The 24487-nt window shown below is 63.7% G+C and carries 29 protein-coding genes; 14 read left to right on the top strand and 15 right to left on the bottom strand.

Features of this window, described 5'->3' with window-relative positions:
* Positions 1-54 precede the first annotated feature (54 nt).
* Positions 55-321: a hypothetical protein gene (locus AC1DN9_RS00960; RefSeq protein WP_478096410.1), complete on the top strand. Its 267-nt coding sequence runs from the start codon at positions 55-57 to the stop codon at positions 319-321.
* A gap of 10 nt (positions 322-331) precedes the next feature.
* On the opposite strand, the gene AC1DN9_RS00965 is transcribed toward AC1DN9_RS00960, so the two are convergent.
* Together AC1DN9_RS00965 and AC1DN9_RS00970 are read right to left on the bottom strand one after the other, a co-directional pair.
* On the bottom strand, positions 332-778 hold the full coding sequence (locus tag AC1DN9_RS00965; protein ID WP_478096411.1) for an SRPBCC family protein: 447 nt from the start codon (positions 776-778) through the stop codon (positions 332-334).
* Between the two features lie 157 nt (positions 779-935).
* Positions 936-1169, bottom strand: coding sequence for a hypothetical protein (locus AC1DN9_RS00970; protein WP_478096413.1), 234 nt, complete (start codon positions 1167-1169; stop codon positions 936-938).
* Positions 1170-1296: 127 nt separating this feature from the next.
* On the opposite strand from AC1DN9_RS00970, the gene AC1DN9_RS00975 reads away from it, so the two are divergent.
* Complete coding sequence (locus AC1DN9_RS00975; protein ID WP_478096415.1) at positions 1297-1680, top strand: glutaredoxin; 384 nt, start codon at positions 1297-1299, stop codon at positions 1678-1680.
* A gap of 17 nt (positions 1681-1697) precedes the next feature.
* Here the strand turns inward: AC1DN9_RS00975 and AC1DN9_RS00980 are convergent, their stop codons facing one another.
* Positions 1698-2081, bottom strand: coding sequence for a DUF1622 domain-containing protein (locus tag AC1DN9_RS00980; RefSeq protein ID WP_478096417.1), 384 nt, complete (start codon positions 2079-2081; stop codon positions 1698-1700).
* Between the two features lie 70 nt (positions 2082-2151).
* Complete coding sequence (locus tag AC1DN9_RS00985; RefSeq protein ID WP_478096418.1) at positions 2152-2463, bottom strand: cell envelope biogenesis protein TolA; 312 nt, start codon at positions 2461-2463, stop codon at positions 2152-2154.
* 203 nt (positions 2464-2666) lie between these two features.
* Here AC1DN9_RS00985 and AC1DN9_RS00990 point away from each other — a divergent pair, with 203 nt between their 5' ends.
* Positions 2667-3416, top strand: a complete 750-nt coding sequence (locus tag AC1DN9_RS00990; RefSeq protein ID WP_478096420.1) for a metallophosphoesterase family protein — start codon at positions 2667-2669, stop codon at positions 3414-3416.
* Between the two features lie 28 nt (positions 3417-3444).
* On the opposite strand, the gene AC1DN9_RS00995 is transcribed toward AC1DN9_RS00990, so the two are convergent.
* From AC1DN9_RS00995 to AC1DN9_RS01015, 5 genes are all read right to left on the bottom strand, one after another.
* Entirely contained in the window at positions 3445-3621 is a 177-nt protein-coding gene (locus tag AC1DN9_RS00995; protein ID WP_478096421.1) for a hypothetical protein, read from the bottom strand.
* Between the two features lie 53 nt (positions 3622-3674).
* On the bottom strand, positions 3675-5588 hold the full coding sequence (locus AC1DN9_RS01000) for a hypothetical protein (RefSeq protein ID WP_478096423.1): 1914 nt from the start codon (positions 5586-5588) through the stop codon (positions 3675-3677).
* A gap of 125 nt (positions 5589-5713) precedes the next feature.
* Positions 5714-6424 (bottom strand): hypothetical protein, encoded by a 711-nt coding sequence (locus tag AC1DN9_RS01005; protein WP_478096425.1) that lies wholly within the window; start codon positions 6422-6424, stop codon positions 5714-5716.
* A gap of 195 nt (positions 6425-6619) precedes the next feature.
* Entirely contained in the window at positions 6620-7036 is a 417-nt protein-coding gene (locus AC1DN9_RS01010; protein ID WP_478096427.1) for a MarR family winged helix-turn-helix transcriptional regulator, read from the bottom strand.
* 98 nt (positions 7037-7134) lie between these two features.
* The gene (locus AC1DN9_RS01015) at positions 7135-7560 is read right to left on the bottom strand and encodes a hypothetical protein (RefSeq protein ID WP_478096429.1); all 426 of its coding nucleotides are present in this window, start codon (positions 7558-7560) and stop codon (positions 7135-7137) included.
* Positions 7561-7812: 252 nt separating this feature from the next.
* Here AC1DN9_RS01015 and AC1DN9_RS01020 point away from each other — a divergent pair, with 252 nt between their 5' ends.
* The 3 genes from AC1DN9_RS01020 (at position 7813) to AC1DN9_RS01030 (ending at position 9446) form a co-directional block, all read left to right on the top strand.
* Positions 7813-8178, top strand: coding sequence for a SpoIIAA family protein (locus tag AC1DN9_RS01020; RefSeq protein ID WP_478096431.1), 366 nt, complete (start codon positions 7813-7815; stop codon positions 8176-8178).
* Positions 8179-8269: 91 nt separating this feature from the next.
* A complete protein-coding gene (locus AC1DN9_RS01025; RefSeq protein WP_478096433.1) occupies positions 8270-8746 on the top strand; it encodes a cache domain-containing protein in 477 nt (158 codons plus the stop codon).
* Between the two features lie 61 nt (positions 8747-8807).
* On the top strand, positions 8808-9446 hold the full coding sequence (locus tag AC1DN9_RS01030; RefSeq protein ID WP_478096435.1) for a cupin domain-containing protein: 639 nt from the start codon (positions 8808-8810) through the stop codon (positions 9444-9446).
* Between the two features lie 104 nt (positions 9447-9550).
* Here AC1DN9_RS01030 and AC1DN9_RS01035 read toward each other — a convergent pair whose 3' ends face one another.
* The 4 genes from AC1DN9_RS01035 to AC1DN9_RS01050 all read right to left on the bottom strand — a co-directional run bounded on the left by AC1DN9_RS01035 (position 9551) and on the right by AC1DN9_RS01050 (position 13069).
* A complete protein-coding gene (locus tag AC1DN9_RS01035; protein ID WP_478096437.1) occupies positions 9551-9862 on the bottom strand; it encodes a hypothetical protein in 312 nt (103 codons plus the stop codon).
* A gap of 353 nt (positions 9863-10215) precedes the next feature.
* Entirely contained in the window at positions 10216-10692 is a 477-nt protein-coding gene (locus tag AC1DN9_RS01040) for a DUF3619 family protein (protein ID WP_478096439.1), read from the bottom strand.
* A 154-nt stretch (positions 10693-10846) separates the two neighbouring features.
* The gene (locus AC1DN9_RS01045) at positions 10847-12349 is read right to left on the bottom strand and encodes a Do family serine endopeptidase (RefSeq protein WP_478096441.1); all 1503 of its coding nucleotides are present in this window, start codon (positions 12347-12349) and stop codon (positions 10847-10849) included.
* Between the two features lie 303 nt (positions 12350-12652).
* On the bottom strand, positions 12653-13069 hold the full coding sequence (locus AC1DN9_RS01050) for a universal stress protein (RefSeq protein ID WP_478096814.1): 417 nt from the start codon (positions 13067-13069) through the stop codon (positions 12653-12655).
* A gap of 184 nt (positions 13070-13253) precedes the next feature.
* Here AC1DN9_RS01050 and mprF point away from each other — a divergent pair, with 184 nt between their 5' ends.
* From mprF to AC1DN9_RS01065, 3 genes are all read left to right on the top strand, one after another.
* On the top strand, positions 13254-15854 hold the full coding sequence (gene mprF, locus AC1DN9_RS01055) for a bifunctional lysylphosphatidylglycerol flippase/synthetase MprF (protein ID WP_478096443.1): 2601 nt from the start codon (positions 13254-13256) through the stop codon (positions 15852-15854).
* On the top strand, positions 15851-17266 hold the full coding sequence (locus AC1DN9_RS01060; RefSeq protein ID WP_478096444.1) for a virulence factor family protein: 1416 nt from the start codon (positions 15851-15853) through the stop codon (positions 17264-17266). Before mprF ends, AC1DN9_RS01060 begins: the two co-directional genes overlap by 4 nt.
* Positions 17267-17708: 442 nt before the next feature.
* Positions 17709-17918 carry a hypothetical protein gene (locus AC1DN9_RS01065; protein WP_478096446.1) on the top strand — a complete coding sequence of 70 codons (210 nt, stop codon included), beginning with the start codon at positions 17709-17711 and terminating at the stop codon, positions 17916-17918.
* Between the two features lie 15 nt (positions 17919-17933).
* On the opposite strand, the gene AC1DN9_RS01070 is transcribed toward AC1DN9_RS01065, so the two are convergent.
* Complete coding sequence (locus AC1DN9_RS01070) at positions 17934-18449, bottom strand: hypothetical protein (protein WP_478096448.1); 516 nt, start codon at positions 18447-18449, stop codon at positions 17934-17936.
* A gap of 253 nt (positions 18450-18702) precedes the next feature.
* Here AC1DN9_RS01070 and AC1DN9_RS01075 point away from each other — a divergent pair, with 253 nt between their 5' ends.
* Genes AC1DN9_RS01075 through AC1DN9_RS01090 form a run of 4 tightly spaced genes read left to right on the top strand, consistent with a single transcriptional unit; the run spans position 18703 to position 22861 of the window.
* Positions 18703-20187 (top strand): DUF4331 domain-containing protein, encoded by a 1485-nt coding sequence (locus AC1DN9_RS01075; protein ID WP_478096450.1) that lies wholly within the window; start codon positions 18703-18705, stop codon positions 20185-20187.
* Between the two features lie 10 nt (positions 20188-20197).
* Positions 20198-20458 (top strand): hypothetical protein, encoded by a 261-nt coding sequence (locus AC1DN9_RS01080; protein ID WP_478096452.1) that lies wholly within the window; start codon positions 20198-20200, stop codon positions 20456-20458.
* Positions 20458-21657 (top strand): tetratricopeptide repeat protein, encoded by a 1200-nt coding sequence (locus tag AC1DN9_RS01085; protein WP_478096454.1) that lies wholly within the window; start codon positions 20458-20460, stop codon positions 21655-21657. The genes AC1DN9_RS01080 and AC1DN9_RS01085 overlap by 1 nt, the downstream gene beginning before the upstream one ends.
* Before the next feature lie 34 nt (positions 21658-21691).
* Positions 21692-22861, top strand: a complete 1170-nt coding sequence (locus tag AC1DN9_RS01090) for a HupE/UreJ family protein (RefSeq protein WP_478096456.1) — start codon at positions 21692-21694, stop codon at positions 22859-22861.
* Between the two features lie 22 nt (positions 22862-22883).
* Here AC1DN9_RS01090 and AC1DN9_RS01095 read toward each other — a convergent pair whose 3' ends face one another.
* The gene (locus tag AC1DN9_RS01095; RefSeq protein WP_478096458.1) at positions 22884-23342 is read right to left on the bottom strand and encodes a hypothetical protein; all 459 of its coding nucleotides are present in this window, start codon (positions 23340-23342) and stop codon (positions 22884-22886) included.
* 293 nt (positions 23343-23635) lie between these two features.
* Here AC1DN9_RS01095 and AC1DN9_RS01100 point away from each other — a divergent pair, with 293 nt between their 5' ends.
* On the top strand, positions 23636-24481 hold the full coding sequence (locus AC1DN9_RS01100) for an STAS domain-containing protein (protein WP_478096460.1): 846 nt from the start codon (positions 23636-23638) through the stop codon (positions 24479-24481).
* Positions 24482-24487: the final 6 nt, after the last annotated feature.

Raw genomic sequence — 24487 nt, forward strand, 5'->3', positions numbered from 1 at the left:
GTCGAACGCGTCCCGGCCCATGCTCGAAAACGACTGACTGGGTGACGAAACTGTATGACCAACGATTCCGACCGACGAGAAGACCAGAAAAAGATGGTGCTTTGCACCTCGTGCGCAGGAATCCAGCGCAATTGGCGCCGTGCGCCCGGGCACGCAGAGCTCGTTCAGACTTCCAGTCGCAAGGCGGAACGCAGTGATGGCGACACCGGCGGTCACACGGTCACCATCACCAGCTACCGTTGCGACGCCTGCGGCACGCGGTGGGAGTATGAAAACGACAAAACGAACCAGCAGGCGGGTTGGTCCGTCGCAGGGCGATAGATTCGCTTGCTCAACCCGGGATGTTCGGCTCGACCAACTGGGCCAGCGCGACAAGCGACTCCTGCCAGCCCAGGTAGCACATCTCGGTCGGAATCACATCGGGGATGCCTTCCTGCACGACGGACATCTCAGTGCCGCAGGACACCGGGGTCAGCGTCACGGTGGTCTTCATGCTGCCCGGCAGGTTGGGGTCGTCGAATGTCGCGTCGTATGCAATGCGCTGGCCGGGAACGAGTTCCAGGTACTTTCCGCCGAACGAGTGGCTGTGGCCGGTGCCGAAGTTGGTGAAGGACATGCGCCAGGCGCCCCCGACCACAGGTTCCATGCTGTGGACTTTGCCGGTAAACCCGAATGGCGGCAGCCAGCGCTCGAAGGCGCCGGGGTCGATGAATGCACGGTAGAGCCGCTCCGGCGGGGTGCGCAGCACGCGGTGCAGACGGACGGTGTTGGTTGCCATGAATGTGTTCTCCTGAAGAGCCCCGACGATAGAGCAGGGCAGGGCGCGTCCGCAATCGAAACGAAGCGATGTACGACAGAGCCGACAAGGACGCGATTTCGTAGGACTCATTGACCCATCGAATTAGCCGGCGGAGCGCTACGCCGCGCCCGGCCTCCTACACCGGGTGCGGGCCAAGGGACATACCTTCCTCGCAAACGTAACTGGAGTGCCCATCATGTCGCTCGCCATGCCCCAGCCAGACTTCGAGCCCGCGCTGCGGGTTCATCTCAACGCGTTTCATGATCGCCTGGACGTCGATCCGGGTCGCCTGGTCGACCCCGGCGATGAAGACGAAGACGACGATCCGGTCGGAGATGAGCGCCGCGCGAGTCATCTGCTCATCGTCCACGGAGATCGCCGATCAAAGAGCCCCCAAAGCGAACGCCGGGGGCGATTCGATTCCCCAGGAGACTTTTACCCAGTCGTGCGGCGCATGTAAGCTGCCTTGCTTTCAAAGAAAGCCAAAGAAGGCACTCATGCCCCGCGCAGTCCTTGCCGAAACCCACATTCATCCCGCCGTCCGCGACAAGATTGCCCGGCACCAGTCCGCCATCGTCCGCGAGGTGCAGGGCGCCGTGGCGGCGCATCCGGTCGTCGTGGTCGGGATGGGGATCAACCCATTTCCGAAGAAGGCCCGGCGCCTGCTCGATGAAGCCGGGGTGCCCTACCACTACATCGGCTATGGAAGCTATTTCTCGAAATGGCGCCAGCGCAATGCGCTCAAGATGTGGACCGGCTGGCCAACGCTGCCGATGGTGTTCGTGCGGGGCACGCTGATCGGTGGAGCCGAGGATCTCCAGAAGCTCATCGCGAGTGGCGAGTTGCCGAGGTTGATGACCGACGCGACAGTTCCGAGCTGACAGCTGGGAGCGCTGGGTCAACTTCGGCCCTTGCCGACCGCGGCGGCCATCTCGGCGTTCTCGCGTGCGATCCTGCGAGCGGCTTCAAGGTCACGCCCGAGGAAGAAGCCGAGCACGGTCCGTATCGCCGCAATGGTGGCCAGGCGTCCGAGTTCGTCCCAACTCGGCGAAACCACCGTCGACACCAGGTCCGCGGCCAGGAGGAACTCGAGGCCCACCATCGTCCAGCGTGACAGGCCCTGCCACACGTCCAACGCCACCTCGTTCGCCGGCCGACGTGCGAGCGCGCCGGCGACCAGCCTTGTGATGGCCATCAACGCACCCAGCGCAAGAAGCACCAGCGTAGCGGCTTCGAGCAGTCGCGAGAGGATGTGCGCAGAGGTGTGCAGCAGTTCTTCCATCTGCGATCCTGGGTCCTCCAAGAGCCCCCGGTTCCGATCGAGGACCCAAGCCGCTCAGGCAAGTCCTGGCCTATTTGGCTGCCGGCATGCCGGGAGTATTGGGCGGAGCGGGGAACTGGCCAGCGTTGTCCTTTGGATTCTTGGCCATGCGCGCATTGGCTTTCGCCTGGCCGGCCGCCGCTGCCTTGCCGGAACCGATGTCATCGTTCATGGCCGAGCCCGCTTCATCGCCGCCGGTGTTCCCTACCTCCTTCTGCGACTTTGTCTTGTCCTTCGCCTGAGCACGTTGCTGCGGCTTGGTGTTGGTGATGACCTGCTCCTGCGACGAAGCACCCGGTGGGTTCTGGGCGTAAGCACCTGCCGCAATCAGCGCGGTGATCATGGCTGCAAGAATTTTGCTCATTTCGGGCTCCTTGATGAAATGGTGTGCCCGCGCGGGGTCGCATACCTCATGCGACCTGCCAGCAGACGCGAACCGATTCTTGTCCCGGTGGCTAGACGGGTAAATCCCGGCCGCCACCTATCAGCACGTACGTGGCGGAGGCAGCAGGTCACAATGCGAGGTCCGCCGCTGCAGGGAATGTCGTGCGCATCCTTCTTGTCTCGGACCTTCACTACACGCTGCCTCAACTCGATTGGGTGGTGCGGTTGGCGCCTTCCTACGATCTCGTGGTGATCGCCGGCGATCATCTGGATGTGAGTTCGCCGGTTTCGCTCGATGCGCAATCGGTCGTCCTGTTGCGCTACTTTTCGTTGATGAATCCAGGCCACTCGCTGGTGGTGGCGTCGGGCAATCACGACCTGACGGGCACGGACCGGCATGGGGAAAGGGCGGCGTTGTGGCTGCCGGAGAGCCGGCGTGCAGGCGTCTCCACGGATGGCGATTCGGTGACGATCGGCGACACCCTGATCACGATCTGTCCGTGGTGGGACGGCCCGAAGGGACGGGCAGAGCTCGAGCTGCGATTGGCCGCGAACGCTGGGCGGCGACCCGCACGCTGGGTCTGGATCTATCACTGGCCGCCGCTCGGCTTGCCCACCTGCTGGACCGGCAAGCGGGAGTACGGCGATCCGGATGTCGCCGCCTGGATTGCAAAGTATCGGCCCGACCTCGTGCTCACCGGGCATGTGCACGAGCCGCCTTTCAAGCCTGCCGGAGCGTGGGCTGACCGCTTCGGCACCACCTGGGTGTTCAATGCCGGCAGGCAGATCGGGCCGGTTCCCGCGCACATCGTGATCGACCTGGCGGCCGGCACCGCGTCGTGGCGCTCGCTGATGGGTGAAGAGGCGCTGGAACTGGACGCCGAACGCCCGCCTGCGCGATCGGTCTTCTGAGTCTCGAACGGCGCGGAGAAGAAGGCCCTCAGTATTCGGGGTTCGGGTCCCTGGCCGAGCCGGGGCTCGCGGGCGGTCCCTGGCGGTGCGCCAGTTGGTCCAGCACTTCCGAAACCATCGCCAGGCCGCCTTCGCGCACGACGGCCTCGCCGGGCGCAAGCCCAATCTCCGGCAGACCGACGGTGAGCTGGAGCATTTCGTGCATGGGCCGATGGTAGGCCAACTGCCGCTCGACGACGAGTGCATCGGCGATTTGCCTCAGGGCACGTTGGCTGTCGAGAGTTGGAAGGGCTTGCCCGGCAGCGGCAGTGCGCCAGCGTATTCGGCGATGCTGCCGTTGATCGCATTGACCGGGCATCCTTTGGGTGGCGGGCAGGCGCCGCCGTCAGAGAAGATCACCGGCCCGTAGCGGTAGTTGCGGATGGCCTTGCCGCCGTAGTCGGCCACGCTCACCACGTTGTTCGCGTTGGCGAAGTTGTCCGCGTCCTCCACGGCGACCAGATCCGTCAGCAGGTTGTGTCGAATGGTCCGGACGACGCTGCCGCTGTTGCCGTCCTTGGAAAAACGCACCCACGAGATCCTGTTGTCGCCGCGCGAACCGACGATGACTTGCCGATTGATCGAGTCGTCGATGGCATCGCTCGGTTCGCTCTTCGACGCGGCCAGCGAGGTCGGGTTGCGGCCGATGCCGGGCACGGTGCCCACCTCGGCGATGGCGCTCGGCGATGGCGTGGCGACCGTCGCGCCGGGCGCGTAGCCACCCAGGCTGTAGATGTGCAGCGTGCCGTCCTGCGTGGCGATCCAGGCGCGCGGGTTGTTGGTCGTCACCGTGGTCCTCACGGCCGTCGGACGTGCGCCCAGCGACATGGTCTTGATCACCGTCGGCTTCTGCGAGGACACGTGATCGAAGGTGTAGGGCCACTGATTGGCGGCCCGCCCGAGGTTGGACGTACTCGTCACGTTGGCGCTGAAGTACATGTCGTTGAAGTAGCTGAAGAGCGGCTTCAGGTCGATGAAGGCGGCCTTCTGTTCCGACTTGGAAATCACCACTGCTACGCCGCCCTTGGCATAGCGGCCGTAGTGGTCGGCGCCTCGAACGAAGTTCGCCCAATTGCTCGTCAAGGGCGAGTTGGGTTCGCCCATGAAGCTTCCGCCGCCCAGGATGCCGCTGAACTGGTGCAGATTGGTGGTCACCGCGATTTCCGTCGGCGCCGCCATGCCGGGGATGTCCACATAGCCCAGGACCTTCATGAAGGCGGTGTTGCCCATGTTGGGCAGGCCGGGGTAGACGCCCTTCCACTCATGCCACCATTCGTACCACGCCGCATACGTGACACCATTGGACTTGTGCGGCGCGGAGTTCATCGGGTCGCAGCCGTCGCACAGGCCCGCCAGCGCCACCACGGCAACCTGGCCCTTCAGCGCCGCGGTGTCCCACACCGTCACCAGCGCGAACTCGTTGCCGTTGGTCACAGCGACGCCCGTGGGCACCTTGTTGGGCGCGAGCATGGTGGTCGCGTTGTTGCTTGCCGTGTTGCTCCCCACCGTGCCGAGCACGCCGTTCTGGAAGGCGACCACGGCTTCGGCGCAGAAGCCGACGGCGCCTTCGCATCGGGCGATGGCCACCGGGTCGCCGCTCGTGATGCCGGCGGCCTTGTAGTTCATGACGTTCGGCGTATCGATGCCCTGGCCCGCCTGATAGATCTGCCACGCAAGCTGCGGCAGTTGGGCGAACACGTTGTACATGTAGCCAGAGACCTGGAGCAGGCTCACACCGACACGCTGCGTCGGGTCGTCGGCCACGAAGATCGCGTTGGCCTGGTTCGTGGAATACGCCGCGGAATTGCCCGTCACAGGACCGCCGACCGACCAGTAGAACGGGACGTTCTGCGCCGGCGCGGTGAGCTTGGTGTCCGCAGGCTTGGACAGCGCAGGACCCTTGTTGGCCGTGCCGTAAGAGTTCGCATCGGGACCATAGCGATACGCGATGCCCGCTTCCTTGCTGAGTTGGGCCGCCATCTTGACGTACAAACTCCGGATAACCGCCCCCGACGAATCGACGATGTCGCCGACCTGCGCCTGCGTGGTCGTCGGTCCAGCCATCGCGCTCATGCCGCCCAATGCGCCGACGGCAACCACGAGCAGAACAGAGCTTCGATAGGGTCTTTTCATGAAACCTCAAGATCGGAGGAGATGCCGGTTGCTGTCCGGTTCGGAACGCCATTAAACGTTGAAACTGTTCGCATCTTTCGAACGACCCATGACGATCGACGGGCATTCAACTTTGGCGGCGATGCCTATGGGGCGACCGGATTGCGTTTCTCCTCTTCCAGTTGTTGCCGGCGGCGAACGGCCTCGCACTGCGCATGCGCCTTGAAGGCCGGCTTCAGGCATTGAGAGGCCATGCATTGCGCCTTGGCGATGAAATTCATGCCCAAGCAAGCTGGCATCGGGTCGGCTGGCGCGACGGCCTTTGGCCTTGGGGCTTCGTTCACGGCGGGTTGCGAGGCGTGTGCGGGAGGCAATGGTTCCAGGACCGGGGCGATCTGCCGTTGGACAGCAGTCAGGGCGGGCGCTTCCTGAATCTCCGGAGCGCTTTTCGTTGGCGCTACTTCGTTGGCAAAGCCGTCCGGCCGCGGAGGGTCCACCTGTGCGCTGCCGGCGGTAAAGGGATACCAGCCGCTCGCGCCCGCCGCGAGCCACCCGGCCGATCCGATTGCCAGCAAAGTGATCAGGCTGGCTACGCTGATCCAAAGGCCTTTGGAGGCAGGAGCCACCCTCTTGGCGGCCGCTTCTCTGGTTGCGCGCGGGGTGGGCTGCGAACCGCGTCCCAGAGCGTCCAGTGCGCGAAACAGATTCAGGTACGAGGCCTTTTGCGCGGCCAGCGTCGAGGGCGCGAAATCACTGTCCGAGCAGCCCGTCGGCAGCGATGCGATGCACTCGATGCAGAACTTGGCGACCGTTCGGTTCCGCGTCTTGCATTTGGGACAGATCAGGGCCATGAGCACGACGGACCCGCGTCATGTCCCGGACACGCTGGGTCTGTCGGAAAGCAATTGCTCATCTGCTTAGATTGACAGAGTGCCCGCGTTTTGCAGTGTGTGAAAGTTCACGCGCTGAAACAGAAGTTTACATTTGGAGTCGAAAGCGGCCGGGCCGTGGACGTACGCGGAATGGGACGCGGCCCGCCAAAGAGTCCAGTCTCAATCGCGAATGCGGTTGGCCAGCTTGACCGCCTCCGCAAGCGCATCGAGCCGTCCCGCATGCTGAGCGGCGAGCGAGGCCAGTTTTCTGCGGCCTGCGGCCAGGAGGTGGACCTCGACCTGCCTTCGATCGGTCTTGCTTGTCTTGCGCTTTACCAAGCCGGCCTCTTCACAACGCGAGACCAAGGCGACCACGCCGTGAGGCTGAGCCTGCAGCCGTTCCGCGATCTCGCTAATGGTCGCCCAGTTTCTGTTCGGAAAGCCCTGCGTATGAAGCATCAACTGATACTGCAGCACGGTGATTCCTTCAACTCGCGCGGCGTCCTCGCTGAATCTCAGGAAGCTGCGCAATCTGAACCGAAAATCTGAAAGAGCTTCGAAACGCTGCTTTTCAGGGTCACCTGTAGGGGTCGGCATGGCGATTGGCTGGGTTTTGCCTACGAATGTAGCAGCCAGACGCGAACTGCCTCGGCGCTGCGGCCAAGGGAGGGTCGCGAGGTCACACTCGCATGCCGCTAGCGGATTCGATAGTCGAGGAGCGCCGTTCGAATGGAGTCACCCGGAGAGCCGCCACTTTGTGTGTTGTCGTGAGCATCAGCGATCTTGGCGCAGAGAGTCACCACAGCCATCGTGTATCCCCAAAGCTCGTCGCCAACAGACTCGCCATGGTCCGGCAGCAATCGATATTGGACTGCAAGGTCCTTGAAGACGCGATCGGGATCGACGTCGCCAAGCACACCTGTGATCTGAGTCATGCGCGGTCCTTTCGTTATGAAGGCGCCTGCCCTGTTTGGTCGCGCCATCGGGCTGTGAGCCTTCGATCCGACGCTCAAGATCTGCCGCAGTTGGCAGGATAGCTGAGGAGCAATCGCATGTGCCGACCACGTTTCCGAGGACAGCACCAGAATGCGGGACGTCCTGTTGAGCAGATCGATGAACATTGAGGAAGGTTCCGGATCCATGAACGGAACTCGACGGAAGGTCTCCGACTGCGACGATCGGCTGGTCGTGCAAGCGCGCGCCGCGAACACGGTCCTTTCGGTAGCAGCCCGTATCCGCCCAGAAGCGAGTGTTCCCGACAGATGCCCGATTCACAAGTGAACTTCGTGCCGGGCCCGCCGTCCAATGCACTCTGACGCCGGCTAGAGCCGGAGTTGCTTTCCATCTTTCCACCCGACCGATGGGGCACGAACATGATCGAACCGATTTCCGGTCTTCCCGACAATGTCGTTGGCATCGTCGCTTCCGGCTACGTGAGCGCAAGCGACTATGAGGCGGTCTTCGTTCCGACCGTCGAATCGAGGGTGAAGCAGTTCGACAAGCTGCGGCTTCTCTATCAAGTCGGCCCCGAGTTCAAAGGCTTCTCCGCGGGAGCGATGTGGGACGACCTGAAACTCGGCGTCGGCCATTGGAAGGCGTGGGAAAGGATCGCCATCGTGACCGATGTCGATTGGATTGCCAACCTCAGTCGCTTTTTCAGCTTTGCCATGCCGTGCCCGATAAAAGTCTTCCCCAACAGCGCAATCGCGCAGGCCACCGACTGGCTGACCACCGGCTGACCGATCGAATGCCCATGCTGATCAGGCAACGTGCGCGTCGTTGCGTGAGGCGGGGCAAAGACATTGGCCCGTCTTTGTGCAGGAGAAATCGATGCTCAAGCAAATGGTGATTTGCGCAATGTTGATCAACTTGGCGATGGCCGACCTTGCTACTGCCCAGCAGGCTCCGCCGGCATCCGACAAAGCCAGGCAGATAGAAACGTTGGTCAACAAGGCCGCGGCTTTGATCGACAGTAAAGGCAAGGCAGCATTCCCCGAGTTCCGAGTGAAGGACTCCGAGTGGTTCCACGGCGATACATATCTGTTTGTCTACGATCTGAAGTCGGATGTCTTGTTGAACCCCGCCTTCCCAGCCCGCGAGGGGACCAAGGTCACGGGTCAGAAAGACGCCAACGGCAAGCTCTTCCATGACGCAATGATTCGAACAGCCGAAACCAAGGGGTCAGGGTGGGTCGACTACATGTTCCCGAAACCCGGGCAGACCCAACCATCGCAAAAGTGGGCCTACGTCAAGGCCGTCAAGGTGGATGGAGTTCCGGGCTTGGTGGCTTCGGGCTTCTATCCCTAGCGGAGGTGGCTTTCCCTGCAATGTTTGGCCGCGGGAAATGGTCGCCGGATCGGAGGTAGCGATGAAACGGCTCCTGATTGCTATGGCTACGGTATTGGGTTTGGGGCTATGTGCAGTGCAATCGACAGCGGGGGCCGACGCAGTCTATGTCGTCAAACCCGTGGCCGAGAAGAGGGTCAAGCAACTACCGGATGGGCCCCTGTATTGGCGGATTGAGAATTTCCCCAGTTTGGCGCAGGCGCAGGCCGCCATTGGCCCTGATCGTTGGAATCCAAACACGGTGAGTTATGACGGCGCGCCGTCGCTGGCCGCTGAAGTCGCGGGCAAGTACTGGCTCTTTACGCTCGGTCCCAAGGGTGGCTCGACACGTGGCGGAACCGAGGTCGCCGAGATAGGGCCCGTGCCGCCGATCACCGCACCCGAGTACCTGCTGCGCATCAACCACGCTTCGGGGCCGCCCGGAGCGAAGACACCGCAGCATAGTCATCCGGGCTCCGAAGCCTTCTACGTGATCTCGGGCGAGCTAGGCCAAAGAACTCCACAGGGAGTTAGTCATGTCGAGGCCGGGCACACGATGAATGGACATTCTGCCGGCATGCCGATGGAAGTTTTCAACAGCGGAAAGACTGAACTGAGCGCCCTTGTCCTGTTCGTGGTGGACGCGACCAAGCCGTTTTCGTCTCCAGTTGAGCTCCACTGAATAGCGCTCGGGAAGGCACTGTGACCGGAACGGGCCCCGTAGCTGCCGTCGGGACGGCGGAGCGGGCCAGTGCTCGACGCGTATCAGCCGAAATCGTCCCTGGTCTAGAACGACTCGGCCATGACCGCCAAGGCCTTTGAACCTTTGCGAGGATGCGGCCGATCCATCGGCCTTTGCGCGGATTCACGCAACGCCGCGTCGACCAGTGCGTCCGCCATCCACAGAGCGATGCGCTCGATCTCGCGATCGCCCAGCCCCCAGATATCCCTCAGGATCACATAGGCCTCGATGCCATAGACGACCGACAAGGCGCGGTGGAGGCGGATCCGAACGGCCGGCCGCATGGGCGGCGCGAGGGGGGCTGATTGCGTGTTCGAGGATGCGCACGCGATGGCCGCGTCGATACGGCTCCTCATCCAGCAGTCCTGCGCGCTCCAGAGCCCATTGCTCGAGCGACAGTTGAACGGCCGCGCGGAGTTGCGCTTCGAATTCCCCGAAACGCGGAAACGTCTGCAGGAACAATTCGCGCACCCGCTCACGACCGTCCGGATTGTCGGAGCCGAGTCTGGGCAGTGTCGAGCAGCAATCGGAACGTAGCTGCCTTGACCCCGCTTTGCGGCGGAACGGGCGATTCGCTCAACTTGTATTTTTGAGAGGTCATCGCGCGCGGTTGCGGAGTCCGGAGATCGGGCGCTACCTGTTCGCCCCTGCTTTCAAGACCGGGGTGGTAGCGGCCATGCTCATCGTGCGCTTGTTCACGAGCGGAGCTTCAGGCGTGTTGACTGGCTGTCTGGACGGCGCCCGGCTCCAACGGGTGCGGGTGAATTGCCCGTCGCCGATGGCTGGGTCTGAGGAATTCGCGAAAGCCGGCGTCGACGTATGCGGACGGTGGCAAGACATCCGTGAGCAACTGCGCGTCGACGTCTGCCTCCATCTGCGCCGCACGGTCGTCAAGTTCACCCTTGATGAGGACAAGCCCTGCGATGAGCAGGACGAGCGGGGCGACGGATGCGATGCGTATCCAGCGCCGGCTGCTTTCAAGGGAGATGGAAAGATTCGGCCATGGGAGAGCTTGTCGCACCCGTTGTGGCTCCACCTTGCGATTGGCAATCGCCCGGCAGCGCCCAGCCCGCAACCGCTCGACAATCTCGCCCGATAGGCCGCGCTCCGCGTCGGACAGCCGCCTCGCGATCGCGCGTCCGTACTCGTCGCATAAGCCATTGGACAGGGATGGACGGGCTGCCATGGGATACCTCAGGGTCGGAGAGCAGAAAAAAATGTGGGGGCCAAGCATCAAACGGACGAACCCGTTCAGGAATGCACGCCGCCTCAAATTAGTCACAGTATGATGAAAATTGTCTCACGCCATGAGGGATATTGGATCGAGGCCAACGCCAGCTTTACCCCAGACGCAGCGGCACATAGATCTTGCTGCCATCCCGTTCGATCAACAACGCCACCGTCTTGCCGGACTTCTTCACCAGCGCCTGGACCTGTGCGGAACTCTGAGTCGGCGTTCCATTGATTGCTATCAGCACATCGCCAGGCCGAATGCCGGCCCGTTCCGCCGACCCGCTCACACCTGCGACCAGCAGTCCGCCATCGACGCCCGCTTCGCGCATTTCGGATGGTCGCAGCGACCGCAGTGTCAGACCGAGCTTGCCTTGCCCTCCATCGGCAGATTCGCCGGACTTGGCGACATCGGTCGGGACCCTGTTGTCGGCGTTTCCCAATCTGACTGTCAGCGTCAACGCCTTTCCCTGTCGCCAGACATCCAGCCTGACATTTGCGCCGGGATGCGCCGCACCGACAACTGACGGAAGGTCTCCAACCGCAACGATCGGCTGGTCGTTCATCTTGCTGATCACATCGCCGACCTTCAATCCAGCCTTGTCGGCGGGGCCATCCTTCTGGACGTCGGACACGAGCGCGCCCTCGGGCTTGGCGAGACCGAAGGAGTCAGCCAGCGTCTGGTTCACGTCCTGGACCGACACGCCGAGGCGCGCATGAGTGGCATGCCCGGTCGCGACGATCTGGTCTTTGACACGGATCGCCACGTCGATCGGGATCGCGAAAGACAGCCCTTGGTAGCCTCCGCTGCGGCTGTAGATCTGCGAATTGACGCCAACCACTTCGCCGCGAGCATCGAGCAAGGGACCACCTGAGTTTCCGGGATTGACGGCGACATCGGTCTGGATGAAAGGCACGAAACTGTCGCCGGGAAGCGATCGGCCCTTCGCGCTGACGACACCCACGCTCACGCTGTTTTCGAAGCCGAACGGCGACCCGATGGCAAGGACCCATTCTCCGACCTTGAGATCGCGGGCATTTCCAAGCGTCACGACGGGCAGGTCATGCGCAGCAATCTTGAGCACCGCCACGTCAGTCTTCGGGTCTGATCCGAGCACCTTCGCAGGGAATTCGCGGCGATCCGTGAGCTTGACCGTGACCTCGGCCGCGCCCTGGACCACGTGGGCGTTGGTCAGAATGACGCCGTCGGGGCTGATGATGAATCCGGAGCCTTGACCGCGCAACGGCAAATCGGGTTCACCCGGAATGCCGCCACCGGGTATCCCGAAGCGCTTGAAGAACTCGAAGAACGGATCGCGTGGATCGCGTGGATCGAGGCCAGGCCCGTCGCCGCGCCGTCCGCTCGACCCGTTGCCATCGAGCCGCGTTTTCTTTGGCGCCGCAGTCACGCTGACATTGACGACAGCCGGCCCGCTGCGCTGCGCGATGGCCGTGAAGTCCAGTGCGCTCGTCGGGGCCCGAACGTCCGCAGGCTGCGGGGGCGCCGTATTTGCGTATGCACCTGCAATCGGGGTCGCCCCGGTGCAACCGAGGATGCCGGCGGCTACGAGCGAGAGAGCAAATCGGATGCCGCTGCTTGCGTCGAAGTTCATGACTTCTCCTTTCATTGGAAGGAGGCCGGTGATTGAATCCGGCAGCGGACCAGCGTCAGCGCGCAGAACCACCCGACGGCCCGGGCAGAGCCGATGGATTGCGCAGAAGGCATCTGGATCAGCGCCGCGACAGGAGGTCGGCGGCCTCGTCCGACAGGTTGATAGACACCGGCGTTCCGACAAAGGTTTCATCCGACGGCGAGGCGTCCGATGCCCCAGGGTCGACGAATACCTCATAATGTGAGGAACTCCGCGGCCGTAAGGGGAGCCGCTACGCGGCGCGAAATCCCGGGCGGGCACGTACTACCTCACCACCGTCACTGTGCAGTGTGAATAGCCGATGACTTGGCGCGCGACCGACCCGATCAGCCAGCGATCGAACAATGAGTGTCCCCGATGACCGACAACGATCAGATCGATGGCGTGCTTCTCCGCATAGAGCACGATTTGCTCTCCGGGCTGTCCCATTGCGACTTCGAGTGTCAAGGCGATCGAGTCCTTTTCCAGTCTCTCCCTGACGGATCGGAGGAGTTCATTGCAGTGTTCGTACACACCTTCCATTCCTGCGGAAACTGCCATTTCGTTGGCGAAGTCAGGCAACCTCGCCACCGTCAGAACGTGAAGCTGTGCGTCATACCGAAGCGCAAGGTCCACTGCAAACGTCAACGCGTTCTCGGCGCTTTGCGACCCGTCATACGCCAACAGGATTCGCCTGACCATGATGTACCTCCGTCTTGAATGTTCCTGAGCTTCGAACTCGCGCTCGACCGAACCGGCTATTCGTAGACTCCATTGCGCCAAAGTAGTGCCCCGGCTTTCATGGAACGCCGAATGCATGACAACCGAAAGCGCGATGCTGCGTTGTTGGCTGGTGAGAAGAATTCCCACGGATGTGCACCCAGTCGTGACTGAATTGCCAGCCGCAATTCCCAGAGGTCTCGCGCAACTGACTTACCGGTTTGCCAACTCCTGGCCACGGCTCAAGCCATGGCTGGTGGCGGCATTGGGTGCGCTGTTGTGCGTGTTGATCGGTACGGCGCTTCACGGGCTGTTGCGCGAAGTGCGTTACGGCAGCGTCATGCAGGCGATTGCGGCGACGCCCAGCCTTCACATCGGCCTTGCATTGGCAGCGACGACGCTGAGCTATCTCACCCTGACCGGATACGACTTCTCTTCGCTCTCGTATGCACACGCCCGTGTCCAACGCGGCACGGTGCTTCTCACTTCCTTCGTGGCCTACGCGCTTTCCAACACCATCGGCTTCGGTCCGCTGACCGGCGGCGCGGTCCGGACGCGGATCTACACGGCGGCTGGATTGACGCCGCACCAGATTGCGCAGGTGATCGCCTTCAACGCCCTGGCGTTCGGCCTGGGCATCTCGGCATTCGGTGCACTCGGCGTTCTTTGGGGCGCATCCGACGTTGCGCCGCTCCTGCGCCTGCCTCCTGCCTTTTTACGACTGATGGCAGGACTCACGCTTCTGGGGCTGGCCGTGTTCCTCTGGCTTTGCCATCGACGGCGGGCGCTCGACCTGGGCGCGCGCTGGACGCTGCGACTTCCGCCCGTCGGGCTTGCTGCGCGTCAGTTGGCGATTTCAGCCGTCGAACTGTCTGCCTCGGCAGCGGCGCTGTGGTTCCTGTTGCCCGCAGATCGCATTCCCTTGCCGACCTTCATCAGCTTCTATGCCATCGCGGTGGCAGCGGGGATCGTGAGCCATGTTCCGGGTGGCGTCGGTGTCTTCGAGGCGGTCATGCTGTTGACCAGCGGCTCGCACGTGCCGACCGAAGCCATGCTTGGTGCGTTGCTGCTCAATCGCGGCATCTACTATGTGCTCCCTCTGGTGGTCGCGACAGCCATCGCGCTGACCTACGAACTTCGTTCGGGCGTCGCCGCCCCCGCAGGACGCGCAGCGGTACGCCTGAGCCCGCGCCTCCTGGCGGCGCTGGCGCTGGTTGCGGGAATCTGGCTGCTGGTGTCGGGCGTGACGCCGTTGACCGAAGACGCGCGAGATCTGCTCGAAGCGTTGAAAGTCCCGCTTCCACTGATCGAGGCGTCGCACTTTCTCGGCAGTGTTGCCGGCCTGGGTTTTCTGTTGGTGGCTCGCGGGCTGTTCCACCGGCTCGATGCGGCATGGTGGGTCGCACTGGGGCTCTCCGTCGTGTCTGCCGTCCTTGCGCTACCCAAGGGCATCGCACTGAACGAGGCCGCGCTGATGTCGGCCCTCGCGGTGTTGCTGTTGCTCTCACACCGCCAGTTCGATCGACCGTCGTCGCTGATTTCCCAACGTCTGGAACCCGGATGGCTCCTTGCGCTGGCTGCCGTCCTTGCGGCCTGTGTCTGGATACTTCTCTTCGCCTACCAGGAGGTGAGCTACACCCGTCGGTTGTGGTGGGAGTTCGAGCTCGATGCACAGGCCCCGCGTTCGCTGCGCGCGCTATTGGGGGTGGCGCTGACGGCCCTGAGCTTCGGGCTGTGGCAGTTGCTGCGTCCTCCGGCCGGCGAAGTCCGATCTCCGTCCGACGAAGAAATCGATCGCGCGGCCGCCATCGTCCGATCCGGTTCTGCGCCGGAAGGCTGCATGGCCCTGATGGGAGACAAGCACCTGCTGTTTTCGCCGACCGGCAAGAGTTTCCTGATGTACGGCAAGCGCGGGCGCTCGTGGATAACCCTCTTCGGCCCGTTCGGGGAACCGAATGAATGGCCGGACCTGGTCTGGACCTTTGTCGAACTTGCCTCGGCCCATGGCGGCCGGCCGGCGTTCTACCAGGTCGAGCCCGCCAGTTTGCCCCTGTACCTTGACTGCGGATTGCAGGCATTCAAACTGGGCGAGTACGCGCATATCGAATTGCCCGAGTTCAGCCTCAAGGGAGCCAAGAGAGCCAATCTGCGTTCAGGCATGAATCGCGGCGAACGCGAAGGCCTGTCGTTCGAAGTGTTGGCGCCGGAAGCCACGATGGACGCCATGCCAGAGCTTCAGGCCGTCTCCGACACCTGGCTGGACAAGCAAAACACCCGCGAAAAGGGCTTCTCCGTGGGGCGCTTTGACCCCGATCACCTGCGGCGCTTCCCGGTTGCGGTGGTGCGGCATGAAGGCCGGATCATCGCCTTTGCCACGTTGTTCGTCACGGACGCGGCGCAGGAGGCCTGCGTCGACCTCATGCGTCATTTGCCCGATTCGCCGCCAGGCACCATGGACTTCCTGTTTGCAAGGATCCTGCTTCACCTGCAGGCCAAAGGGTTTCAGCGATTCGGCCTCGGAATGTCGCCGATGGCCGGGATGGCAACGCGCCAAAACGCGCCGCGTTGGCAGCGACTGGGCCGCGTTCTGTTCGACTACGGTGAGCGCTTCTACAACTTCCGCGGCCTGTACAGCTTCAAGGACAAGTTCGAACCCGTCTGGGAAGCGCGCTACCTGGCCGCCTCGGGCGGTGTTTCGCCTCTGCTTGTGCTGATTGATCTGGCGGCCTTGATCGGTGGTGGCGCCAAAGGAGTGATAGCGAAATGACAAGTCGCCTTGCGCGCGCGCTGCTTTCCGTACTCTTCGCGAGCCTCGTTGGGTTTGCCGGCGCGCAGACGCGTGAACCGGCAATGACGCTCACGCCCACCCATGTCATCACGCACGGCGTGTTCGTGGACATCCCGGTCTTTCGCCCGGCGGGGCAGGTACAGCAGTTTGTCCTTCTCTTCTCGGGCGTCGCCAAGCCGACCTCGAGGGACCTGCGGCTCGTGCAATGGATGGTGCGCAAGGGCGCCATGGTGCTGGTCGTGCCGCTTCCGGTCTTCTACGACGGGATCGCGGCAGTGAGCCGTCAATGCGTCCATGGACCCGGCGCCGTCGAGAACTTCGCGCGCTATGTGCAGGCGTATGAGAAGCTGACCGGCTACATCGAGCCGCTGCTCGTCGGCACAGGCAACGGCGGCGCATTCGTTTATGGGTTGCTCGCCCAGGCGCCCGCCGATACGTTCACGGCGGCACTTTCGGTGGACTTCTGTCCACGACTGGCGCTGCCCATGCCGCTGTGTGCCGAAGGGGTGCTTCGATGGAGGCCGGCTGTCGATGGCGTCGAGCTCGAAGCCGGCGCTCGGCCCACAGCAGCCTGGACTGCGTTGCGCGGTGACGCTCCGCAGTCTTGTGCGTCAGAGGCAGAGGCGTTCACGCGCAAGGTGCCGGGGGCCACTTGGGTCGACGCAACCGCGACTGCCAAGCCGGGCATCGAGGACATACCGGCCGGCTTCGGTCCTGCCTTCGAACAACTCGCTGGCCGACGCGCCGCCCTTGACGTCCTCCCCGCCCAGCTCGTGGATTTGCCGATCACCGAAGCGCCAGCGACCCAAGGAGGTGCGCGCTTTGCCGTGATGATTTCGGGCGACGGCGGCTGGGCCGGCATCGACAAGGGCGTTGCGGCGGCCCTTGCCGAGAGCGGGGTACCGGTCGCAGGCATCGATTCTCTGCGCTACTTCTGGTCCGCACGCACGCCGGACGGGTTTGCCGCGGATCTGGATCGAGTCATCCGCTACTACACGGCACGCTGGAAGCGAAGCGAGGTGGTCCTGATCGGATATTCCCAGGGCGCCGACGTCCTGCCGTTTGCGTTCAACCGCCTGCCGGCGCGCACGCGCGCCAAGGTGAGCCTCACCGCACTGCTCGGCCCCGGCGAGAAGGCGTCCTTCGAATTCCACCTGAGCAACTGGATCGGCAAGAGCGGCGACCTGCCAATCGCTCCTGAAGCGCGGAAATTGCCCGCCAAGGCGACGCTCTGCGTTTATGGGGCCGACGAACGCAAGGACTCTTTGTGCCCGCTACTGGAAAGCCTCGGCGCGCAGGTCGTCGCCATGCCGGGCGGCCATCACTTTGGCGGCGACTATGAGGCGCTTGCGGCGCGCGTTCTCGCAGCGGTCCCACCGGGAGTTCGATAGCGTCCGCCCAGAGTGTTCCCGACAGTTGTCTGATTCAAGTGAACTTCGTGCCGGGCCTCTCGCCCAATGCAATCTGACGCCGCCTGGAGCCGAGGCAGTCCCAACCATCGCAAAAGTGGGCTTACGTCAAGGCCGTCAAGGTGGATGGAGTTCCAAGCTTGGTGGCTTCGGGCTTCTATCCTTGAGCAGGGGTGGATTCCCCGCCATCAATGGCGACACGACTGAGCTGAGGGCCCTTGCGGGCACGACGAAGGGCCCTCCGGAGACTTGCGTTCTTCCGAAGGGCCCTCGCGGCTTCGGAGTACCCGTGAAGGTTTTGCCGGGACCGTATGAGAAATATGGCGCAAGGGCAGGCAACGAGGATTCAGCGTTCGGATGAAGACGGTGACGGACGGCTCCCGTGCATACTGCAAGACGAGTCCGTCATGAAAGGGGTGCAATCGTGTTCACAACTGAAGTTCATTTGCCTGAACTCGCCTTGTTGGCAGGGACCCGCGGAGCCCTGGGTGCGGGCGTCGGCTTGCTGCTTTCCGACAAGCTCAGCGAGGAGCAACGCAAGAACATCGGCTGGACGCTGGTGGCCGTCGGCGTGCTGACGACCATTCCGCTCGCTGCGATGTTGTTCGGTCGCCGCCGAAGGAGCGAAGCCTGAAGCGGAGCGCTTTCTTCACCAGCGCCAGCGTTCGTACTCCAGATCGTCACCTACGTTGTAGTGATCGACCCGGCCGGTCGGATCGATGTAGATGTACAGGAAACGCCGGTTGTTGATGTTCAGGTAGCGCCATGACCAGACAGTCCCGTTGAAGGAGGTCACACGGCTTTGCTGGTAAGGCGGCCCGTAGGTGCGGAGCACGTCATCCACGCGCCACTCTCCGGGCTTGATCGTGCTGCCGAACAGACCTTCGTAGAGCTCCTGCCGCACCGAGATCACGCGATTCGAACTGTCGAGATCGACATTGAAAACCGCGAAGCCGGCCGGCCCCCGGGAATATTGAAGCCGTTGGCCATCCGGCATCTGGTAGATGGCGGTGGGCGCCCCTGCTTGCTGCAGCACTTGCGCCCGGTCGGCGCCGAGTGGTACGCGCGACGGATCGCTCGCACATCCTGCAAGCACTGCGGCGGACAGCAGGATGGCCGCTGCCAGAACCCATTTGGAGCCTGTCTCGATCGCCTGTCTCAACATGTTCCGTCCAGGGTGTGATGACGGCGGCGTCGTTGCATCCAATGCCGTCATGTCGGCGTCGGCCAGAGGGGGTGAGTTGGGATCAATCTCCAAATTGTGCTCCATCGCATCAGCGGGACTGCTGATCAAAGCAGTCGCCGCGACGCACTTATTTACACATCCAAGGGGGCTGTTGCTGCGTACAAGGCTCGGGTCATTCATGCACCCGTTGCAGGACCCACTTGTACGCCAACAACCTCTTGAGGTGATGCCCATGAGACTCTCGAAGCCATCCATCCAGTTCGGTGTGTTCGCCACATGTGCGATCGCCGCCGCCAGCGCACTGGCATCCAGTCACCGCGAGGCACCCTCGATCACGGGGATGCCAAAGGTCGATGCCACCGACTTCTACATGTTCCGAAGCTACGAAGCCGGCCGCGAGGGCTTCGTGACGCTGATCGCCAACTACCAGCCCGACCAGAGCCCGTATGGCGGCCCGAACTACTACTCGATGGACCCGAACGCGCTCTACGAGATCCATCTCGACACGGACGGCGACGCAGTCGAGGACATCACTTTCCGCTTCAAGTTCACCAACACGCTGCGCGACACCCAGTTGCCCGTTGCCGACAAGAAGGTGTCCATTCCGCTGGTGCAGGCGGGCCCCATCTCGGCGCCAAACCAGGCCACGAGCAATCTGCGCGAGACCTACACGTTGGACATCGTGCGCGGAGATCGCCGCGCAGGCAGGGTCGAGGCGGTTTCCATGGCCGGCGGAGGCACGGTATTCGACAAACCGACGGACAACATCGGTGACAAGACCTTCGGCGGCCCGACCGGCTATGCAAGCTACGCGGACCAGCATCTCTATGCGGTCAACATCCCGGGCTGTGCCACGCCCGGCCGCGTGTTCGTGGGCCAGCGCAAGGACCCGTTCACCGTCGCGCTGGGCCAGGTGTTCGACTTGGTCAATCTCAATCCGCTCGGCTCGACCAACGCCAATCCGGACGCGCTCGCCGGCAGGAACGTGACGACGATGGCGCTGGAAGTTCCGATCTCCTGCGTGACCACTGCGGGCAGACCCATCATCGGCGGCTGGACCACCGCCAGCGTGCGCCAAGGACGACTGATTGCGAACCCGCCAAAAAGCGGCCACGGCACGGCAGCGCTGAACGGCGGGCCGTGGGCACAGGTCTCGCGCCTGGGTATGCCGCTGGTCAATGAGGTCGTGATCGGGCTGAAGGACAAGGACAGGTTCAACAGTTCCAAGCCGAAGGACGACGCCCAGTTTGCCGACTACGTGACCAATCCGACGCTGCCTGCCCTGATCCAGACGCTCTTCCCAGGTGCTGCTGCACCGACCAACTTTCCGCGCACCGACCTGGTGGCTGCTTTCCTCACCGGCGTGGAGGGCGTCAACAAGCCTGCCGACGGCAAGGCTTCGGAAATGCTGCGGCTCAACACATCGGTGGCGCCGACACCCAGGGCCAAGCAGAACAATCTCGGTGTGCTGGCCGGCGACACCGCCGGATTCCCCAACGGCCGCCGCCCCGGCGACGACGTGGTGGACGCCGAATTGCGCGTTGCGATGGGCGCGCTGTGCGTGGCCACCGGTGCGACCGACACGCTCAAGGTCGGCTGCAAGCCAGGCGACGCTCCTGCAGGCGGTGCGGCGTTGACCGATGGCGCACTACAGAGTCCGGCGCAATTCCCGGATGCGTTTCCCTACCTGAACACGCCGCTGCCGGGTGCGCAGTAAGGAGCACGCCATGAACCGCATGTTCATTCGAATCGGTCTCCCGCTGGTTACGGCATTGGTTGTTGCCGCCTGTGGCGGTGGTGGTGGGGGCGGCTATGTTCCGCCCATAGGCGGCGCGACGTCCGCCACGACTACGGACGCCCTTGATGAGTTCCTGGCCTATGTCAAGGCGCTCGTCGCGACCGCGGCGGACACGGCAGAACCGGCCGATGTGACGGCCTTCGATCCGCCGAAGACCACGGAGACTCGAGAGCCCATCGGTACGCAGTGATGCGCACGCTTCATGCCCACAGGGCCGGCCTCGTGCGATGCGGGATGCTGGCGGCGCTCTTGCTTGCAGCCAGCGTGCCGCTGGGCGCCGCGCCGCGCGTCCCGGCCGGCGACGACGTCATCGTCGAGACCCTTCCCGCCATCGCGGGGTGGTCGCTCGAACAGCGGCGATTGCGGCAGGCGCTGGCACAGCATCCGCATGACGAAGCCACCGCGATCGCTGCCGCCCAAGCCTACCTGGAGCTGGCGCGAACGCAGGGCGATGCACGCTACGCCGGCTACGCCATGGGCGCGCTGCAGGCCTGGGACTCGACGGCGGAGATGCAGACGCCGCCAGCAGTGCTGGTGATGCGTGCCACGGTTGCGCAGTTCCTGCATGACTTCGATGCCGCCGAAACCACTTTGAAGTCGGCGCTGGCCCGGCAGCCCGGCAATGCGCAGGCGTGGATCACGCTGGCCACGATCCTGCGCGTGCGTGGCCGCTATGCCGAGTCGGACGCCGCGTGCCGTGCGCTCGGCCGCGCCGGACCGGCGTTCTATGGTCTGGCCTGCTTGGCCGAGAACGCCGGCCTGCGCGGCGACCATGCATCGGCACGTGACACCCTGCGCAGCTTGCTCGCCGATCCGAACCTGCAAGGTGCGCAGCAGGCGGGCACGCGCCAGTGGCTGCTCACCACCCTGGCTGAGGTCGAGGAACTCGCAGGCCGCCCCAGCGCAGCCGAGGCCTTGTACAAGCAGGCGCTGCAAGCCGAGCGCTCGGGGTACCTCCTGCTCGCGTACAGCGACTTCCTGCTGCGCCAGAAACGGCCCGCCGAGGTGCCTGCGTTGCTCGCCAAGGAGCCCCGCAGTGATGCGGTGCTGCTGCGGCTGGCCATTGCCGCACGCCGGGCAGACAGCGCAGGCATCGCACGCCAGGATTCAGAAGAACTGCAGGCTCGTTTCGATGCGGCGGCGCAGCGGCCCGGCAATGCCGAGGCACACGCACGCGAAGGTGCGTTGTTCGCGCTCGACGTCCAAGGCGACGCCATGCGAGCGCTCGACCTCGCCCGCGTCAACGTCCGGCTGCAGCGCGAGCCGATCGACCTGCTTCTGCTTGCGCGCGCCGCCGCCGCGGCCAACGACGAGGAAGCGCGAAGCGAACTCAGGGCGCTCATGCAAAAGACGGGGCTTCGCGATGCGCGTATCGAATCCCTGCTCTGACACGGCACCTCCGTCCGCGCGGCTGATGCGATGGATGAGCGCGTGTGCGGTGGTCTTGCTGTTCACCCTGCTTGCGGTCGGACCGCGCACCGCGCATGCGCACAAGGCCAGCGACGCCTACCTGCAACTGCAGGTGGGCAGCGACGAGGTCGATCTTCGCTGGGACATCGCGCTGCGCGACCTCGATGCAGCGCTCGATCTCGACCGCAATGGCGACCGCAAGCTGACCTGGGGCGAGGTCAACGCCCGCATGGACGAAATCCGGGCTTATGCGCTCGCGCACCTGCGGCTGCAGCAGGGACGCTGCGCCTTGACCCCCAACGCGCCACCCGCCGTGGACGATCGCATCGACGGCGTCTACCTCGTCTTCCAGCTCAAGGCCCGATGCGATGTCTCGACGATGCTGTCGATCGACTATCGCCTGTTCCGCGAAGTCGACCCCACGCACCGGGGCCTGCTGCGCATCGTGGGTCACGGCGGAGCAGATCCGCTGGTGCATTCCCTGGACCCGTCTGGAGGCCCGATCACCCTGAGTTGGGCTTCGGCATCGCACGACGGCGGTCAGGGCGGGGTTGCACCGAATGCCGCATCGCCAAACGCGAGCGTGTTTCGCGATGGTGTTCATCACATCCTTATCGGCTATGACCACATCCTCTTCCTGATCTGCCTATTGCTGCCTTCGGTGCTGCGCCGTCGGCCCGGCGGACGGGAACCCGTGGTGACCTGGCGCGAGGCGGTCTTGCCGATGCTCGGAATCGTCACGATGTTCACCGTTGCGCACTCGATCACACTGGCGCTGGCGGCGCTCAAGATCGTGAACCTCTCGCCGCGGCTGGTCGAGCCCGCCATTGCGGTGACCATCGCGCTCGCGGCGGTCGACAACATCTACCCCTTGCTGCGCCGCCGGCGCAAGCTGTTCAGCTTCCTGTTCGGTCTGATCCATGGCTTCGGATTTGCCGGCGCGTTGGCCGAGATGGCGCTTCCCACGCAGAGTTTCGTCCTGACCCTTCTGCAGTTCAACCTCGGCGTGGAGGCGGGTCAACTCATCGTCGTGTTCGCGGCGCTCAGCTTCTTGCTGGCGATGAGAAACTGGCGTCGCTACGAGCCGGTGCTGCTGCACGGTGGGTCGACCATGGCGGTCCTCATCGCGGCGGTCTGGTTCCTGGAGAGGATCTTCGACCTCAAGGTGCTGCCGTTCTCTTGAGAAGAAAGGGGTGGTCCGACGGCTAACTGCCGATCACCATCAGGAAGCGTCGTCCGTCCATGCCACGGCATTCCCCCTGGCCCCTGCCGAACGATGTCGCGAAGAAGCATTCGATGACGCGTCCATCCGCTGAGGCCAGCACCGCATGGCCTCCTGTGCCGCCGGTGGCGGTCGAAAGGCCCACCGCGCCGCCGCTGCCGCTCCAGCCGCCTCGGCCCCAACCGCCTCCCCAGCCGCTTCCACCACCCACGCCGATGCCGATGCCGATCGCCGGCGGATCGCTGTAGGTCCCTGTGAAACTCTGACCGTCGATCACTGCTTCGATCTGCCCCGTGGCCGAGTTCCAGGTCCCTGGATGGCTGCGTCCCTCCTCCAGCAATTGCAGGTTCCCCGAACACGCTGCAAGCAGGGAGGTGATTGCAGCGACGACGCTCACACTCGCCATGCGGCGCATGGCATGAGTGACGGCTCGACTGCGCACGGTTCGGATCATTCCGACAGCTTCGGACAGCGGCAATCGCACCGTCGTAGGAAGCAGTCGCCAGCTCTCATAGGCCCGGAGACGACGAGGGAGCGCGAGGTTCGGAGGGGCTCGCCGAAAACCGTCAACCGCGGCCGGTAGGCGAGCGCGTCGTCGCCCTGTAGGCCAATGCCGCACCAGGAAATTTGGGGCATTCAGACAGGCCGCCGCGTCCTAGAATTGCCCGCGCCTTGACGCCTGTTCAGGGCATTTCGGGACGAGCGCCATCGCCACAAGACGGGGAAATCAAGACCATGAAGAGTGAACTCCAAGCGATCCTGTCGATATTGCAGGGCAACGAAGGCACCATCGTCGAAACCTGGCTCGACGAACTCGGAGTGAAAGAGGCGGGTGCGCGTCGGGCCATTCAACCGGACGCGGAGGAACTGCTGAAGCTGCTGCGCGAGGCGCTGGCGGCGGACGCCGATCCGAATGCCATGGAAGCGCCGGCATGGACAAGCGTCCGGCATGTCCTGGAGTCGCTGTCGCGCTCGCGCGCTGCAAGGGGCCAGTCGGCGGGCGAAACCAGCCTGTTCGTCCTGGCCCTGAAGAAGCCGCTGTTCGATGGTCTGCAGCGCAAACTCGCTTCCGACCCCGGCGCGCAGATGCAGGCGTTGTGGGCCGCGACAACGATGGTCGACAAGCTCGCGCAGCGAACAGCCGCCAGCTTCCAGCAGGCGCGCGAGGACATCATCAAGCGTCAACAGGAAGAGCTTCTCGAGCTTTCCACGCCGGTCATCAAGCTCTGGAACGGCGTGCTGGCGGTCCCCATGATCGGGATCCTGGACAGCAACCGGACGCAGATCGTCATGGAGACCCTGCTCCAGAAGATCGTGGAAACCGAATCGGAGCTTGCGATCATCGACATCACCGGCGTGCCCACCGTCGACACGCTGGTCGCGCAGCACCTGCTCAAGACCGTCAGCGCGATCCGCCTCATGGGCGCCGACTGCATCATCAGCGGGATCCGTCCCCAGATTGCGCAGACCATCGTCCACCTGGGCATCGACTTGCAGGGCATCAGCACCAAGGCCACGCTGGCCGATGCGCTTGCCCTGGCGTTGCAGAAGACGGGCTGGCGCATCACGCGCAGCGATTGACATCGC

The organism is Variovorax sp. 05L425, from assembly GCF_056397705.1.